Below are 15,813 nucleotides of genomic sequence, written 5' to 3' on the forward strand. Positions count from 1 at the left end.
CCAAGCACGGTAGGTCCTCGCGGCGACCTGGAGCCCCTGCTCGGTGAGCACGGCGCAGATCGACTCGACCGCGAAGCCCTTGACTCTCATCTCGTCGACGAAGCGGACGATCAGTGCTGGCGCGGGTCGAGCTCCCGCGCGAAGAAAATCGAGGCTGAGCGCAAGATTTCGTTGGCCTCGCGCAGGCGCTTGTTCTCGGCCTTCAGCGCCTTGATCTCCTCCGCCTCGGCGCTGCTCAGCCCCGGCTTGGCACCGGTGTCGACCTGGGCCTGAGCCACCCAGCGCTGCAGGCTGGCGCGCGAGATCCCGAGGCGCTCACCGATCGCCACGCACGCCGCGCGCAGCGAGGGGTAGTCGCCCTGGTGATCGAGGACCATCCGCACCGCTCGGTCCTTGACCTCGGCCGGGTACTGCTTGGGCATGATCGCCATCCTGACTCATCAGGAAGCGGCATCAAAGCCGTGACGCTTCACGAGAACACCAGAACTGGTGGCTAGAGAGGGCTGGTCAAGGCGAGCGCTGCTGTCCATCGGTCACGGCAGCAGTGCCGCACTGCCGCCCGTGCCCATCGCACCCTCCGCATCCGCCGCCGAAGGCCCAGCAGCGCCGACAAATCGGCTATGGCACTCGGGCATTGCCGGGCCCGTAGCTGGCGAACGGATACTGCACTTCGCGGGACGACGCCGTCGTGGGGCGGTGTGCTCATGCCAGGGCCGACTCACCAGCACGAGCACCGTCGACTCGAGGCAGGCGTCGGCCAGACGGGCAGCTACCCCTGGCGCGGCCCGCATTAGGACCTGCTACTGCCCGGACGCCGGCGTATGGTGCGATCATCAAGCAGTGGTGGATGGTGCGGTGAGCGGGCGGTCAGAACAGGCGGGGCTGGTCGAAATCGCGCCACCGCCAGATCTGGGTGCGTGCCTCGTGCACGACATGACCGTTGCGCTTCATCGCGGTCAGGGTGTTGCTCAGCCGTTCGCCGACTTCGAGGCTGAGTGGTGAGGTGCGGATGCCCACCGGTAGCTGGGCCCACACGTGCTCGCGGATGTCACGGACTGTCGATCCCGCATCTCCAGCATCGCGCAGGACCCGTTCGATCCAGGCGGGTATCAGGTGCGAGAGATCGAGCGGTGGGTGCGGCATCGGCGGCTCCACTCGTGGGGTGGGCGTGTGGGTCGGTGAGCAAGCCACCAGGCATCTGAGCTGTGCCGCCGACGGGTCGGGTCCCCGGGCATTCGCCTAGCGGCCTAATCCGCGGGCGCTGTCCCCGGTCCAAGGCAGCTGCGCTGCAGCTTAGCGTTGGAGGCGCTACCAGCTAGTCCTGCAGAGCAGCGGTGCGGCGCTCATGGGGGCGATCGATACCGGTGTCTAGCGCTGGCCAATGGTCTGGCCAACCTGCCCACTACGGGCTCGGCACCGTAGGTCGAAGTCGTCCGGGTGCGGCTGAGCGCCCTGTACATGGTCGGTGGGATGATCGCTGGCGCCGATGCCGGTGCGACGGCCTTCACCACCGTGGACGCCTTCACCGCTGCCTCCACCGGCGCCTCGATCTCCACCTTTGCCAGGGTGGCCGCCACCAGCGCCACCCTCACCTGGCTCGGCGGGGGCTCGCTCGCGGCGGGAGGCGGCGGCGTAGCTGCGGGCACTCTCGTCCTGAGCGGGCTGATGGCGGTGCCGGTGCTGCTCGCCATGGTCGGGGTGGTCTCCTGGCAGGGGCGTCGGCGGCGCAGGAAGTAGCAGCAGACCGCTGAGGCGCTGCGTATCCGCCAAATCGCCCAGCAGGTGGCGAGTCGGTACGGCAACACCGGCCTGCCCCAGCGTGCCGGGCAGGTGGTCGACGTGATGCACGAGGCGTCCTTCAACCGAGACGCGACCGCCAAGGGCTCGAAGATGCGTGCCCCCACCACCGGAGTGGGCCGCCGGCGGTTCGCAGAACGCAGCGACCGACCTGTACGTCGTCGAGGGCGTCTGCTGGCCACGGCCCAGGCCAAGCTGATGGGCCGCGCCACGACCACCGCCAGGAGTATGACCAGCGACCGCTGCGAGGGCATGCAGCACCTCATCGCCGGTGACCAGTTCGCGGCTGTCCAGGACCTGCTGAATCGGCGCCTGACCGCGAACGCCAAGGGCATCGGCTGCGCCGACCACGCCGACGCTCGGGCACAGGCCACGGAGGTCGTGCACACCGGGGATGTGCGCAGTCGCCTGGTGTCGACCAAAAAGGCGCACGAGGCTGCCGGCGACCCCACGAGGTGGGGGAACCGGCAGGCCGCGGCCGCCGCATCTCGCAAAGTCGGTGCGGCGCTGACAATCGGTGCGACGACTAAAGACGCTTTCACTGACCTCCTGAAGGCTGTCGGCCAGGCCGCCCGGGTACGGGCAGGGGAGACGTCTGCGACCGCCGTGTCCACCAGCACGTTTAAGGCCGACGCCAGCAACGTCGTGCGCCCCGGCTCGATCATTAGCCTGAGCAAAAGCATCGGCATCGCCCTAGCGGTGTGAATGAGCGGTCCGGTTGCGCGTTCATGTTATCCTTACTGCGACACACTTGTCTCTTCTGTATGAATCTATAATTGTTGACAAAATTCGCTGCCGGATTGGTAACTTTCGTATGGTCGGGTGCCGCACACACCGTCCACACTGAGCTGGTAGCTTTGGGGGCGGCGACTCGTTGGTTCGGCGTCAGAATCCATCCTGCTTCAACTCCTTCAGCACTTGCGTCGTCAATTCTGCATGTCCGGCCAGCTGTTCCTTTTGCACGGCAACCCAAGCCGCTCCTGTGAGGTCGTGACCCAAAATACTCGCCAACTTTCGTTGAGCTACCCACTTTCCACATAGAAGCGCATAGCCACGGGCAGCCGCGCGGGGACGGGTTGCTCGTACTCGGCGCAGGGGATCCGCGCGGTTCGCGCAGACGGTTAGAATAACAGCGCGTTGAATGACGACTCTAGGTAAGGCATGGAATAGGGCATCGAGCCTTACCTCCTGGCCCGCGTCGCTAAACACCATCGCCGATTGTTCACTAGACAGCATTTTAAGTGGATTAGGGCGAAGTGAAGTCCATTCGTAGATAGGTTGGGCGTACTGAGCTAATGCTACTGCTGCGACTCCTCGCTTTCCGTCATTGTTGGGGGCATTGCGGAGCCAGGCTCGATGGGTCCGCATAAGCCATGACCGGTGGAGGCCGCGTTCCACGTCGACTCGTATTAGCAACGTGATGCCGCATTGCCCCTCTTTGGGAATGGACCAATTATCTCGGACGGTCCCTTTTATCTCGAGGCCGATGCCACACACTTCCGTGTCGGGATGCTTGAGTTTTGGAAGGTTGAAGTTTTCTAGTACATGATATTGCAACTTCGTGCCCAATGCACGCCGCTCGTCGCTATCAACGCGATCGTCCAGCAAGTCGAAACGATGAGTCCTCCAGCCGTCAAGGACGTAGTAGATAGCGTCTTCTATGGCGTCGCCGATAAGCTCATTCACGTCTATATGGGAGGTTATCCAGTCGGCAATCCTCTGAAAGTCAGAGTCTTGGTCAGGGCTTTCGATGATGTGCTGAACACCGCGATCACTCGTGCAGACGTGGCCGGGGGGTACTACTGCTCGCCCTCGACCACCCCGTTTGCGCTCGATCTCCCGCGGCTCGACATTTGGTGGCAGTGCGTCATCGCTCATGAACTGCACGTTAGAGGCTTGCGCGATTGGCGTCTCGGGGACGCGTCCGCAGCTACCGACGCCCGTGACGGACTGGATGTACTGACCACGGACGTTGGTGACGCGCCGGCAACCGCAGGTCGCTGACGCAAGAGAGGACCTGCGAGGGCAGTGTGGAGCTGCTGAAGGCGACCACACGCAAGCCACTCGGAGGTCCTCGTGCCCCACCGTAACGCCGCCTTGACCCCCATCGGGAGACTGAAGCTGGCCCGGCTCATCGTCGACGACCGCTGGCCCATCCGCCGCGCCGCTGAGCGCTTCCAAGTGTCCTGGCCCACCGCCGCCCGCTGGGCCGATCGCCTCCTCGAGCTGCGCGCCGGCGGCGGCCAGGAAGAAGGCGGGCTGGTCGATCGGTCCTCGCGCCCGCACCGCAGCCCGACTCGGACGCGGCGGGCAGTGGTCAAGAAGGTCGTGCATCTGCGCACCACCCGCGGCTGGGGACCGGCCCGCATCGGCCCCAGGCTCGGCTTGGCGGTCTCCACCGTCGCCGCCGTCATCGTCCGCGAAGGGCTGCCGCGGTTGTGTGACGTCGACCTGGCCGACCGCCAGCGCATCCGCCGCGAGGTTCGACGCTACGAGCACGCTGCCGCAGGTGATCTGGTGCACATCGACGTCAAGAAGCTCGGCGTCATCCCGACGGCGGCGGCTGGCGCCTCCTCGGCCGCGGCAGTGATGCAGCCAAGGCAGCACGGCCTCGCACCCTCGGCTACGCCTACTTGCACACCGTCCTCGATGACCACTCCCGCCTGGCCTTCACCGAGATCCTCAGCGACGAGAAGGGCTCCACCACGGCCGCGTTCTGGGCGCGGGCCTACGCCTGGTTCGCCGACTGCGGCATCACCATCGCGCGCTGCTTGAGCGACAACGGCTCTAACCTTGACGTTTAACCTCCGAGCAGGCTGCCTTTGGGCACTCGAAGCTGCGGTCTGGACAGCAAGACGGCCTTGAGGTGATCATCAGCGTTGTCGAGGCGCTGTAGACCAACTCAAGGCCGCGGGGTGAAGTGTGTCCCAGGATACTGAAGCTGTCGAGACCCGTGAGGTGCTGTCGCGGTTTCGTAGAAACTTCTTCGCTTGCCTGCGGACTCGAACCGATGCACTGTTCGAGCTGACCGAGGCGTTGCTGTGCGCCGACGGCGCGGTGCGCAGCCTGGTCGAGCTGAGCTTGGTAGCCGAGCATCGTCGCGGCCACGGCGCGATGTACGACGCCTTGGGTCATGGTGACCTCGACGTCGAGACACTGCGCGATCACCTGGCTGCCCTACCGTTGCCGCGCACCGAACGCGGCCGACTCGTACTGGCCGTCGACGTCACCAGCTGGCTGCGCCCGGACGCCACCACCAGCGCCGCCCGGCTGTTCTGCCACGTCTACGGCCGGACCAAGAGCACGGCGCAACTGATCCCGGGATGGCAGTACTCAATGGTCGCCGCTCTGGAGGAAGGTAGGTCATCGTGGACAGCGGTCTTGGACGCGGTGCGGCTGGGACCTGATGACGACGCAATGGCGATCACCGCCCAGCAACTGCGAGCCGTCATGACCCGGCTGATCGTCAGCGGGCAGTGGAACCCGGGCGACCCAGACGTGCTGATCGTCGCCGACGCCGGCTATGACATCGCCCGACTGGCGTTCACGCTGTCCGACCTGCCAGTCCAGTTGCTGGGCCGCCTGCGATCAGACCGGGTGTTCCGCCTGCCCCTTCTGCCGCAACCGCAGAAGACGGCGGGACGGGTGGGACGCCCGCCGCGACACGGCGCCGCCTTCGCTCTACGCCGACCTGAGACTTGGCCCCCTCCGACGCACTGCAGGACCACCTCAACCAGCCGCTACGGCTTGGCCGAGGCCACCAGCTGGGACCGGGTGCACCCTCGCCTGACCCACCGCAGCAGCTGGCTGACCCACCACGGACAGCTGCCGGTCATCGAAGGGACGGTGATCCGGCTGCAGGTCGAGCACCTGCCCGGCGACCGCGAAGCCGCACCAGTCTGGCTCTGGTCCTCCGCGACGGGCCTGAACGACGTTGAGGTCACCGCCTGCTGGCAGATGTTCCTGCGCCGCTTCGACCTCGAGCACACCTTCCGCATGTTCAAGCAGACCTTGGGCTGGGCTCGCCCGAAGATCCGCACCCCCGAGGCCGCCGACCGCTGGACCTGGCTGGTGCTCACCGCCCACACGCAGCTGCGCCTGGCCCGCCCGCTGGCCGAGAACCTGCGCCGACCGTGGGAACCGCGTTCTCGATCTGGTCGGCTGACGCCGGCCCGCGTCCGCCGCGGGTTTCGGAACCTCCGCCCGACGATCGCCCGACCCGCCCACGCACCGAAACCCACACGACCCGGCCCGGGACGCCCACCCGGCGCTCAGAACCAGCGCCTGGCACCGCGCTACGACGTCGGCAAGACCACTCGACGACCGCTGACCTTGCCCATCCAGCTATAGGCAGGAGTTAAACGCCAAGCTAACAACTCGTTTCACTATGACCTGCAGGTCCGCCGGGGGCATCACAGCCAGGAGGCGTCGACGAAGATGTGTCGGCGGGACCGATGCCTGGGCATGGCTCGAGACGCGCTGCGACCACCACGGCCACCCACCACACCGTCACCGCCACGCTGAGCGTGCGACACGCCCCCGAAGGGGACCGCTCGCCACGTGCCGATCGCGCAGCAGCAGGCCAGGACGAGGCCGTCGACACGAGGATCCGGTGGCTCACCGGCACAGGCGCTGCTGACGCGCGTCGACCTGGTGATCCGCGAGCCACGCGCACGGCGACGTCGCCGCACAGCGCACCCCGGCGGTGCTCGCAGCAGCGCGCCGTTCACCGCCGGGAGCAGCTCACAGCAGGTGGGTGGGGTACCAGTCGGGGTAGACCTTGTTCAGCGGCGGACCCACCCACCCCGGCTCGTGCGGGTCGGGCACCCACGGCCCGCCGTCGAGCAGCACCGTCCAGGCGCGCACCACCTGCGCCAGCGATCCGGCCGGCTGGCGCAGGCCGTCGTCGACGTACCAGAGGGTCACCGCGCTCGGCTCATCCACGCGCTGCGCCGGCGCGCTCTCGCCGGTCAGGCCGCAGCGGGCCACCACGGCCACCCCGTTGACGCGCTCGACGAGCGGCAGCCACCCCGGGTGGTCGTTGTAGACCTCCACGCCCGGGGCGACGAAGTCGGTGTACAGGCTCAGCGCCTCTCGCAGCGAGAACGGCCGCCTGTTCGGGCCGACGTCCCAGTCGGTGAAGGGCCACGGGGGCGGTCGCTGCCCGTCCCGGCGCTGGCGGACCTCGATGCCGTCGTGCCAGGCGAACCAGGTGAGCACCTCCACCGGGGCGATCAGGCCCACCTCGCCCAGGCGCCGGCGCACCTCGTCTTCGGGCAGGCCCGGGCGGGCGTTGTCCGGCGCTGGGCTGCCCATGCCCCGCAGCACGGCCCACCACCGCGCCAGCGCGGTGCGCAGCTGCTCGGCGGCCTCGTCCCCGCGCAGGCTGCTGCTGCCCGGCGCCGACGGCGGCGGCAGCGGCGGCACGTTGGAGGAAGCGGGAAAGGTGTCGCCCAAGGTGACCTCACGAGTCAGTGCATCCGAAACTTCGTTCTACCATGACGGTGGCAACTTGCGGTAGCAGATCAGTGCGCAGGCCAGCTGCAGCAGCCCCAGGTGCAGATCGGCGCGGACTTCATAGCGGATCCGCAGCCGCTTGAACTGGTGCAACCAGACGAACGTACGCTCCACCACCCAGCGGGTTCGGCCGAGTCCTGAGCCGTGCGCAACACCCTTGCGGGCGATGCGCGGCACGATGCCGCGCTCTCGTGGAGCGCGGTGGTAGACGCCGTAGTCGTAGCCGCGGTCGGCCAGGAGGTAGCGCGGGCGAAGGCGAGGACGACCGCGGACGCCGCGCACGACAGGGAAAGCGTCAACGAGCGGCAGGAGTTGGGTGATGTCGTGGCGGTTGCCACCGGTCAACGCCGCGACGAGCGGAACGCCGCCCGCATCGGTGAGCAGGTGGTGCTTGGATCCTCTGCGGGAGCGGTCTACTGGTGAAGGGCCGGTGTGAGCTCCCCTTTCAACGCCCGCACGTGCGAGCCGTCCACCACCGCGGTTTCCAGGCCCCGCATTCCTGCTGCGCGCAGCTCCTCCAGCAGGACCTGGTGCAGGCGCGGCCAGACGCCGGCCTCGGTCCAGTCCCGCAGCCGGCGCCAGCACGTGATGCCCGAGCAGCCGAACTGTTCGGTGGGAACTTGTCCCCAGGTGCAGCCAATGATCAGCACGTGCACGATGCCGGCCAGCGCGGAGCGGTCATCGCGCGGCAGGCGCCCGGGGTGACGGAAGCGGCGCGGTGGGCGCTGCGGCAACAGCGGCTGGATACGCTCCCACAGCCCGTCGGGCACCAGCTCCGCGACCCGCTCCGGTACCCCCTCATCGATCATGTCAACCAGGCTGCGACGGCTTCGGCAGGCTCGCAACTCATAGTAAAATAAGCTGTTAGATACCAATGCCAGCGGAGATGACCAGCGGGCCGCGCACCGCACCACCGGCCGAACGCACTCTCGTCACTCCTGGAAAAGACATACATATGAACTTCCATGCGACATGCGAGCTGCCGCGCTCCTTGCTTCGTTGCGGAGCTTGCCACTGAATCAGCGTGCTCGCCGAAGCCGATCGAGCGGGCGGCGTGTCAGTGCTCGTTGGGTGCGCTCGGCAAGGGCGGCAGCGCCTCGTGCCGGGTGGGTGTGCACTGGGCGAAGGGCCCACGTGGACTGAGCAGGACGGCGAGCTGGGGATCGAGGTGGTCGCGCAGCCACAGTGCCGTGCCGGTGCCGGTGCGGGCGTCGCGTCGCGACGTTTCCCACGTTCGCCACAGCGCCTGCAGGCGGTAGACGGCCTCAGGGTGTTCGTCCCACCGGGCGCACCAGCGAGCCTCACCGCCGACGGCTCGGGCGAAGGTGGGAGCGAAGAAGTCGCGGATCCACGCGGAGAGGTCGGGGTAGTCGACGGAGTTGTCAGCACTGGACGTCCCAGCGTCAGGTACCGGGAGGAGGGCGTCGAGTTCGTCGACGCGCAGCTCCAAGCGCGCGGTGCGCGCTTGGAGCTCCTCGAGCCGGTAATCCGCGGGCTTCTCCGCCGAGGCGCCGCTTGGTGCTGTCATCGCGCGGTGACCCCCTCAGCCTGACCTCGGACCCGCTGCACCTGCCGGATGGCCGCAGCTGCGGCCGCCGTAATCTCACCGCTGCGCGCCCCGCGGTAGTACGGCAGCAGGCGCACCAGGGCGGCGCGGGTGCCGGTGGCCAGCAGCAGCGCCGTGCCGCGCGGCAGGGCCCGCAACTCGTCGGGCGGCAGGATGCGCTGGCGGCGCAATGCGGTGGAGGTGGTGCGTCGCTTGTCCCCGTCGGAGTAGGAGCGCACCGTGACGTCGTGCTCGCCGATGAGACGGGAGACGTCCTCGACGAGCTTGGCGTCGTCGAGCCCGGCGCCGAGGAGCTTGATAGTGGCGGCGGACCACAGGGTGTCCATGCCGGCCTCGCCCCACACCCGCACGCCCTGGCGGTAGGACTGCAGCACGGTGATCGGCACGACGCCGCGGGAGCCGAGGTGGCTGTACAGGTCCGGCAGGTCGGCGATGCGGCAGACGTTGGCGGCCTCGTCGAGCACGACGACCATCGGCGGGTCCAGCCGTCCGCCGCGGCGCTCGGCGGCGCGCACCCCGTTGCGCACGACGCGGTCGGTCAGGGCGGCGACCAGGGGGGCTGCGGCGCCGGCGCCGTCCTTGGACAGCAGGTACAGCGTCTGCCTGCTGCCGGCGAAGCTCGCGGTGTCCAGCTCGTCGAGCGGGTCACCGGGTGGAGTCACCCAGGCGAGGATGACGTCGTCGCGCAGGCACTGCGCGGCGGTGCGGGCGGTCTCGTAGACGCCGTCGCGGGTCTCCGGTGCACCGTTCTGCCGCCCGCGCAGGGAGGCGGCGCTGGCGGGGAAGCCGGCCTGGGCCAGCAGCACGGCCGGGGTGGGGATGACGGGGTCGTTGAGCCACTCGTAGACGTCGCGCAGGTCACGCCCGGAGCACGCGGCGGCCAGCAGCAGCCCGGCGAGCAGGTCATGCGCAGCGGAAGTCCAGAAGTCCTTGCCGCTCTTGTCCCCGCGCACCTCCTGCAGGAAGTGACCGGCCAGCCGGGTGGCCTCCTCCACGGTGCTGACCCCGGCCAGCGGGTTCCACCACCAGTCCTGCTGTGTACCGGTGATGGCCTGCGGGTCGAAGACCCACACCCGCTCACCGGTGTCCGTCCCGCGCAGGGCAGCGGTGGCCGCCCACAAGTCGGCCTTGTTCGAGGTGGCGACCACCGCACCCGGCGCGGCGAGCACCGAGGGCACCGCCAGGGACGTCGTCTTGCCCGCCCGCGGCGCCATCACCGCCAGCAGCACGTCCTCCCACGAGGCGCGCAGCACCGGCCCGCGCTCCCCGAGCCGGCCCAGCGCCAGGCCGGTCTCTTCGGCGGCGACCTCACCGGTGCAGGGAAGCGAGGGGCGCAAGCCGCGAGCGCGTTCGGCGACCGCGCGGGGCAGCAGGTGGCGCACCTGCGCCGGACCGGCCAGACCCGTGCCGGTGCGCGCTCCGCGGCGAGCGGCGAGCAGGGCGACGCCGGTGGTGACGAGCGCCAGACTGGCGCCGGTCAGCGTCCACACCAGCCAGCCCGGCACCTGAGGCCACAGGGCGGCAGGGCCGCCGGTAAGGAAGCGGCGGGCGCTGGCGGTGTCGAACGGCGGGACCTGCCAGCCGTGGCCGCTCAGCCAGCTGGCGGCGCCGCCGGCCAGCCACACCAGTCCGCCGAGGCCGACACCACCCCACAGCACGGCGACGAGGAGCAGCGGTGTGCCGGTTCCGGCGGGCAGGCCCGCGCCGCGCGGCTCCAGCGGCCGGCTCACGCCTCCACCTCGCCGGAGGGCGCAGCAGTGGGGCGGGCGTGGTCGGTGTCGTACAGGTGCGCCTCGTCGCCGACGAACTCCAGCTCGACGGGGATGCCGACGCGCTGGCCGGTCTTGATGAGGTACTTGCCGCGGCCGGGGTGGCGGGCACCAGTCTGCCAGGACTCCGGCGCCGACCAGGAGGACACCATCCGCACCTCCTGCGCCGACAACGGCACGACGCGCGTCACCTCCTCCAGCTCCCGCGGCGGCAGGCCGGCCAGGACGGTGATGGCGTTGCGCTCGACGAAGCCGCGCGCCTTGGCGCGGTCCTCCTCGCTCGGCAGCGCGGAGAGATCGTCGAGGGAGTGGGTGGCCATCGCGTGCGCGACGTCGCGGCCGCGGTAGACGCGGGTCAGGGCGTCGGCGTGGTCGACCAGACCGGGTGCGCCGCGCAGCGCGCGCCACAACTCGTCCAGAACGGCGAAGTAGCGCCGCCGCGGCGCCAGGCCCGCCTCGGCCAGGGCGGTGGAGGCGTCGATGACGGCGAAGCCGTACGACCACGTCGACAGCATCGCCGCAGCCACCAGGGTGTCGCCGGAGGCGGCCACCGCCGAGATGTCCACGCTGACCGCGGGGCTGTCCAGGTCGATGGGGCAGGTGGTGGGCCCGTCGAAGACGCCCTTGAGGGAACCCTCGCACAACAGCGCCAGCGTCTGGCGCAGCGCCTTCGTCTCGGCCCGGTAGGAGGCTTCGTCGTCGACCTCCGCGGCCGCGACGAGCCGGTCGGGCGCCTCGCGGATGACGCGCAGCACGTCCGGCACGGTGGGATCCACACCGACGGGCAGGCGGTCGGTGAGCAGGTCGACCGCGGCGCCGAGGACGGTCTCCTCGCCGTTGGTGAGCCGCTCGTGCCGGCGCACCAGCGAGCACAGCGCCAGCGTCGCCGACAGCCGCCGCCCGCGGACCTCCAAGCGCAACCGTTCAGCGGCCTGGCCCGACATGCGCGTCAGCGCGGTGCCGAGGGGTCCGGTATCGAGGGGGTTGATGCGGTCCAGGCCCCGGCCCACGCGCAGCACCTGCCCGCCGGCGGCGGCCACGACGGCGGAGTAGTCGGGTTTGAGGTCGCCGAGGAACAGTGGGCGCACTCCGAAGGCCATGAGCCCGCGCGAGAGGCGCTTGAGCGCCGCGGACTTCCCCGTGCCCGGCTGGCCGAGCAGGGTCAGGCCGCGGTTGGTGACCAGGCCGCTGTCGAGCCAGGCGAAGGGGTCCAGGCACACGGCCTCGCCCCACATCATGTGCCGTCCGAACGGCACCCCGACGCTGGGCGCTCCCGAGCCGGCGACGAAGGGGAACAGCCCGCACGCCTGCACGGTGGTCGCCTGGTACTCCGAGGCGGCGGTCACGTGCGCCAGGCGCCCGGCGCCGCGAGTGCGCCAGCCCCACGCCGGCGGCACCACGCGCTGCGGTTCGACATGTTGTTCGGCGGTAGTGCGGGAAGCGCGGTTCAGGAGATTCATCGCAGGGCCCTTCCGGCGACGTGCGGCGGGTAGATGCCCGCCGGCAGGGTGGTGGCGAACCCCACCGCCTGCGAGCCGTACAGGCGTCGCACCCGCACCTTGGACTGGTCGGCGCGCGACTCCAGGTCGGCGACGGCCGCGGGCAGGTCGGCGGGGTCGAGAACGGTGATGGTCGCGTACAGGCTCATGAGGACGACGCCGGCGCCGAGGGCCTCCTCGCGCGCGGCGGTGACGGCGCGCTCGTGGTCGGCTTGGTCGCGGGCGGTGGCGTCGCGGCCCTGGGTGCGCCGGTACGCCTCGCGGAACGCGGCGGCGTTGACCTGGTCCTCCAGCAGCCGCGCCGCGGCGCCGGCCGACATCGGCCGGTAGAGCATCGTCACGCGCTTGGGGTAGCGCGAGGGCGACATCAGGCGCACCAGCACGTTGGAGGTGACCTGCTGGCGCGGGGCCTCGTGCCAGGCCCAGGAGACCGACACCCCGGAGTCGTGGCGGTAGTGGTCCCACGCCTCCTCCGCCGCGACGGGCCCGGCCGCCTCCCACGTCAGCGACTCACCCGTCGCGGCGCGGGAGAGCGCGGACTCGACGTCGCCGCGGCTGGCGGGGTCGAAGGCGACGCGCACCGCCCCGGCGACGTCCTCGGCACGGGCGCGGCCGAGCACGGTGACACCGCACTCCGCCAGCGCCGCCTCCATCCCGGCCAGGGAGCGGGAGACCTCCGCGGCCGCGTCGGCGAGATCGGTCAGGGGGGTGCCGGCGCGCGCGGGGTCGAAGGTGATCGACACGCGCGTCTCCACGTCGGCGGAGGCAGCCGGGGAGGCGGCGACGAGCTCGTGCATGAGCTCGCGCACGTCCGCGGGCGCCGCGTCGTCGAGGCGCTCGGCGACGTTGCGCGCCAGCGTCGAGCCCGGCTCGGGCGCGGTGTCGACGGTGACGGCGACCCACTGCACCATCGGGTCGAAGCCGCGTGAGGCCAGCCAGGAGTGCCAGTTGGACACCCACGCGTCGGCGTCGGCGCCGTCGACGAGCCACGTCGAGGTGGCCGCGCAGTGCAGGGTAGCGGTGAGGAACCCAGTGCGGGTGTCGTGCACGAGGCCGAAGCGGCCACCGCGGCCGTCCTCGCTGGACAGCAGCCGCGTCGGCGCCAGGGCGCCGGGCAGCTGCCATGCGCAGGGGTGCTCGACGAGGACGCCGGCGCGCAGGCTGGTGTAGCCGCGCCACGACGCCCACGTCCACTGCACGCGGCGCAGCGCGACGTGCAGCACGGGCGTGCCGTCCACGCGTGCGCACGTCACGGCGATGACGGCCGCCGACGGCAGGCACAGCAGGAGGCCGCTGCGCACGCTGATGCCGAGCGCGACCAGCGGCACCAGGATCGCCACCATCACGACGACCGTGGCAGCGGCGCCCAGGCCGAACAGGCCGATGCCGCGGGCCCGGCGCCAGCCGCCGTAGGTGCGCAGCGCGCCGCTGTCGCGGGCAGTACCCGGGTGCGCGCCGGGTGCGGTGGAGGTGGTGCTCATGCGCTGCGGTCCGTTCCGTCGTCGTGGCTGGTCATCTCGGCCGCCGCGGAACGGGCGGCACGCCGTGCCTGCCCCGCGCCCTCCTTGGCGAGGTGGGCCGCCAGCGCGGCGCCACCGCTCGCCGCGCCGGCGGCGGCCGCACCCGCGCTCGCCCCACCGCGGGCAGTGGCCGTGGTGCCCAGGTCGCGGGCGATGGCGGCGGCCTGCCTGGAGGCGGCGCTGGGGCCGCCGTCGATCTCCGCGGCGGCGCCGGAGCGCGAGCGCAGGACACCCGCCGCCTGCACCCCCGCGGCGGCGAGACCGAGCGCTCCGGCGAGGCTGCCGCCACCACCGGCGTTGCCGCTCGCCCAGGTGAACAGCTTGGTGAGGGCGGGCAGGGCGACGATGCTCAGCACCATCATCGACAGGCCCACCACGACGGCGCGCGGATCGGTGCTCTCGCCGGTCATCGCCAGCGCGGTCGCGTACACCAGCGCGGCGACGGGCTTGAAGGCGATGAGGGCGAGCATCCAGCCGAGCAGCTTCGCCAGCCACGGCCGCCCGAAGTTCGTCACGTTGCCGGCGGCGGCGAGGACGAGGAGACCCGCGAGGACGACGACGGCGCCCTCGCGGAACATCATGACGACGGCCTGGATGAGGCCGGCGAACATCGTCACGAGACCGAGCACGATGACCGCCCCGGCGGACTGCACGCCGGTGAGGCTGGCGAGCTGGACGAGACGGTCGGCGATCCGGCCGCTGGCGGCCTGGTCGAGCACCCACACGGAGAACGCGTCACCCAGGCGCAGCGCGGCGGCCGGGCCGACGATCCCGACGCTGCCCCACAGCGCGAGCGTGGCGAGGCCGCGGCCGACGTCGAGGAGCGGTTCGGCGTTGTGACGGACGGTCATCCGCAGCCCCTGCCAGATGACACCCGCCGCGGCGACCGCGACGGACAACCACAGCACGTACTGCCGGATCTCGACCGCGGCGGAGCCCTCGAGGTCGATCGAGGGCACCTGCAGCCACCAGCCGACCGTCGTCTTGATGACCCACGTCGCGCCGTCGCGCATCGCGTCGGCGAACGAGTTGCCCAGCGTGGTCGTGGCGGCGCCCGCGGCGGCCGAGGCCACGGTGCCGACGGCGCCCGCCGCGCAGGCCAGGGGGTCCATGGGTCCGCACGGCATCAGGCACCCCCGTCCGGGGAGGCCGGGGTGAAGGCGACCATGTCCTGCGGCACCGCGGGCAACCGGCTGAACGCGGTGTTCCACGTGCCGCTGGCGGGGGCGACGACCTTCCAGTCGCCGTCGACGCGGGTGAGGACGACGTCGAAGGCGTAGATCTGCGCGACGCCGTTCTCGTCGGGAGCGCGCTCGACCACTTGCACGTCGCGGTTGCCGCCCGGCAGGTCAGCGACGCGGTAGCCGAGGAAGGTGGCGGTCCCCTCGCCGAGCGGGGCGCCGTCGGGCAGGCCGGAGCTATCGCGGGCCTGCGCGTACTCCGCCGCCACCGCCTGCGCCAGGTCCGCAGCGCCCGGGCCGACGACCTGCTCTCGTAGGGCGGGGCCGAACACCGCAGGCCCGGGAGCGGCGCTGGCGCGGTAGACGATGTGCACGGCGGCCAGAGCCGCGCCGAGGTCGGTCTCGGCGAACCCGGCGACGAGCTGCCCGTCGATGCGGGTCGGTCCGTCGGTGGCCGAGACGGGGAAGTACACGCCCTGCACCCGCTGCCACGTCAGCCCTGCCGTCGGGGTGGGCGCCACGGCCGGGGGCGGCTCGGGCGCGGAGGCGGGGGAGCGGTCCAGCAGGACGACGACGAGCGCGGTCAGCCCCGCGAGGGCGACCAGGGTCACCAGGGTGCCCACGACCCGGCGCCGCCACGAACGAGGCCGCGGGGCGCTGACCTGGTAGGTGGCCGGTGTCCGGTACGGGTCGAGCGGGGCGCCGCGCGGTGGGCGCAGCGGGATGATGCGGGCGGCCATCAGGCCACGACCGCCCCGACGACCCCCGCCCCGAACGACACCAGGCTCACCCCGCCGAGGACCCACGGGATGCCCGCGGCGCCGTCGGCGGCCATGGCGGAGCGGTTGCGCCGGCCGATCGTCATCATGATCCCGCAGATGACGAGGCCGGCGGCGCCGCCGACGATGCCGACGCCCTTGAGCCAGGACAGCAGCAGGCTGACCTTGTCGGCCGCCCCCGGGG

15 protein-coding genes and 2 pseudogenes are annotated in these 15,813 nt (G+C 71.0%); 5 read left to right on the forward strand and 12 right to left on the reverse strand.

The window, feature by feature from the left end; translation table 11 throughout:
* Positions 1 to 110: 110 nt before the first annotated feature.
* Positions 111 to 422 carry a transposase gene (locus GTR00_RS03580; RefSeq protein ID WP_166610273.1) on the reverse strand — a complete coding sequence of 104 codons (312 nt, stop codon included), beginning with the start codon at positions 420 to 422 and terminating at the stop codon, positions 111 to 113.
* Between the two features lie 445 nt (positions 423 to 867).
* Positions 868 to 1,143 carry a hypothetical protein gene (locus GTR00_RS03585; RefSeq protein WP_205704974.1) on the reverse strand — a complete coding sequence of 92 codons (276 nt, stop codon included), beginning with the start codon at positions 1,141 to 1,143 and terminating at the stop codon, positions 868 to 870.
* 294 nt (positions 1,144 to 1,437) lie between these two features.
* On the opposite strand from GTR00_RS03585, the gene GTR00_RS03590 reads away from it, so the two are divergent.
* Together GTR00_RS03590 and GTR00_RS03595 are read left to right on the forward strand one after the other, a co-directional pair.
* Positions 1,438 to 1,737 (forward strand): hypothetical protein, encoded by a 300-nt coding sequence (locus tag GTR00_RS03590; protein WP_166610275.1) that lies wholly within the window; start codon positions 1,438 to 1,440, stop codon positions 1,735 to 1,737.
* 93 nt (positions 1,738 to 1,830) lie between these two features.
* Complete coding sequence (locus tag GTR00_RS03595) at positions 1,831 to 2,502, forward strand: hypothetical protein (RefSeq protein ID WP_166610276.1); 672 nt, start codon at positions 1,831 to 1,833, stop codon at positions 2,500 to 2,502.
* Between the two features lie 180 nt (positions 2,503 to 2,682).
* Here GTR00_RS03595 and GTR00_RS03600 read toward each other — a convergent pair whose 3' ends face one another.
* A complete protein-coding gene (locus GTR00_RS03600; protein WP_166610277.1) occupies positions 2,683 to 3,675 on the reverse strand; it encodes a NaeI family type II restriction endonuclease in 993 nt (330 codons plus the stop codon).
* Positions 3,676 to 3,873: 198 nt separating this feature from the next.
* On the opposite strand from GTR00_RS03600, the pseudogene GTR00_RS26220 reads away from it, so the two are divergent.
* From GTR00_RS26220 to GTR00_RS03610, 3 genes and pseudogenes are all read left to right on the forward strand, one after another.
* Positions 3,874 to 4,095, forward strand: a pseudogene (locus tag GTR00_RS26220) (leucine zipper domain-containing protein); the annotation flags it as partial.
* Positions 4,096 to 4,418: 323 nt separating this feature from the next.
* Positions 4,419 to 4,586 (forward strand): annotated as a pseudogene (locus GTR00_RS26570) (DDE-type integrase/transposase/recombinase); the annotation flags it as partial.
* Between the two features lie 133 nt (positions 4,587 to 4,719).
* On the forward strand, positions 4,720 to 6,147 hold the full coding sequence (locus GTR00_RS03610; RefSeq protein ID WP_166610279.1) for an NF041680 family putative transposase: 1,428 nt from the start codon (positions 4,720 to 4,722) through the stop codon (positions 6,145 to 6,147).
* A 393-nt stretch (positions 6,148 to 6,540) separates the two neighbouring features.
* On the opposite strand, the gene GTR00_RS03615 is transcribed toward GTR00_RS03610, so the two are convergent.
* The 9 genes from GTR00_RS03615 to GTR00_RS03655 all read right to left on the reverse strand — a co-directional run.
* Entirely contained in the window at positions 6,541 to 7,254 is a 714-nt protein-coding gene (locus GTR00_RS03615) for a hypothetical protein (RefSeq protein ID WP_166610280.1), read from the reverse strand.
* A 36-nt stretch (positions 7,255 to 7,290) separates the two neighbouring features.
* Positions 7,291 to 8,123 (reverse strand): IS5 family transposase gene (locus GTR00_RS03620; protein WP_166610281.1). Its coding sequence is split into 2 segments (ribosomal slippage): positions 7,291 to 7,760 and positions 7,760 to 8,123, totalling 834 coding nucleotides; the frame shifts between segments, so codons are not numbered across the junction.
* Between the two features lie 248 nt (positions 8,124 to 8,371).
* On the reverse strand, positions 8,372 to 8,764 hold the full coding sequence (locus GTR00_RS03625) for a DUF4913 domain-containing protein (RefSeq protein WP_205704975.1): 393 nt from the start codon (positions 8,762 to 8,764) through the stop codon (positions 8,372 to 8,374).
* 74 nt (positions 8,765 to 8,838) lie between these two features.
* Complete coding sequence (locus GTR00_RS03630) at positions 8,839 to 10,611, reverse strand: type IV secretory system conjugative DNA transfer family protein (protein ID WP_205704976.1); 1,773 nt, start codon at positions 10,609 to 10,611, stop codon at positions 8,839 to 8,841.
* A complete protein-coding gene (locus GTR00_RS03635) occupies positions 10,608 to 12,110 on the reverse strand; it encodes a hypothetical protein (protein WP_205704977.1) in 1,503 nt (500 codons plus the stop codon). Before GTR00_RS03635 ends, GTR00_RS03630 begins: the two co-directional genes overlap by 4 nt.
* Entirely contained in the window at positions 12,107 to 13,630 is a 1,524-nt protein-coding gene (locus tag GTR00_RS03640; protein WP_205704978.1) for an SCO6880 family protein, read from the reverse strand. The genes GTR00_RS03635 and GTR00_RS03640 overlap by 4 nt, the downstream gene beginning before the upstream one ends.
* Complete coding sequence (locus GTR00_RS03645; protein WP_166610283.1) at positions 13,627 to 14,781, reverse strand: hypothetical protein; 1,155 nt, start codon at positions 14,779 to 14,781, stop codon at positions 13,627 to 13,629. Before GTR00_RS03645 ends, GTR00_RS03640 begins: the two co-directional genes overlap by 4 nt.
* A gap of 14 nt (positions 14,782 to 14,795) precedes the next feature.
* Positions 14,796 to 15,590: a hypothetical protein gene (locus GTR00_RS03650; protein WP_166610284.1), complete on the reverse strand. Its 795-nt coding sequence runs from the start codon at positions 15,588 to 15,590 to the stop codon at positions 14,796 to 14,798.
* Positions 15,590 to 15,813, reverse strand: a 224-nt coding sequence (locus GTR00_RS03655; RefSeq protein ID WP_166610285.1) for a hypothetical protein, incomplete at its 5' end; no start/stop codon positions are given. The genes GTR00_RS03655 and GTR00_RS03650, both read right to left, overlap by 1 nt.

Source organism: Kineococcus indalonis (assembly GCF_009906395.1).
Taxonomy (GTDB): domain Bacteria; phylum Actinomycetota; class Actinomycetes; order Actinomycetales; family Kineococcaceae; genus Kineococcus; species Kineococcus indalonis.

Bases quoted from the DNA above. Each gene is read 5' to 3' on its own strand.
- GTR00_RS03580 (WP_166610273.1), bottom strand. From the start codon at position 422: ATGCCCAAGCAGTACCCGGCCGAGGTCAAGGACCGAGCGGTGCGGATG.
- GTR00_RS03635 (WP_205704977.1), bottom strand. From the start codon at position 12,110: ATGAATCTCCTGAACCGCGCTTCCCGCACTACCGCCGAACAACATGTC.
- GTR00_RS03600 (WP_166610277.1), bottom strand. From the start codon at position 3,675: ATGAGCGATGACGCACTGCCACCAAATGTCGAGCCGCGGGAGATCGAG.
- GTR00_RS03640 (WP_205704978.1), bottom strand. From the start codon at position 13,630: ATGAGCACCACCTCCACCGCACCCGGCGCGCACCCGGGTACTGCCCGC.
- GTR00_RS03650 (WP_166610284.1), bottom strand. From the start codon at position 15,590: ATGGCCGCCCGCATCATCCCGCTGCGCCCACCGCGCGGCGCCCCGCTC.
- GTR00_RS03585 (WP_205704974.1), bottom strand. From the start codon at position 1,143: ATGCCGCACCCACCGCTCGATCTCTCGCACCTGATACCCGCCTGGATC.
- GTR00_RS03645 (WP_166610283.1), bottom strand. From the start codon at position 14,781: ATGGACCCCCTGGCCTGCGCGGCGGGCGCCGTCGGCACCGTGGCCTCG.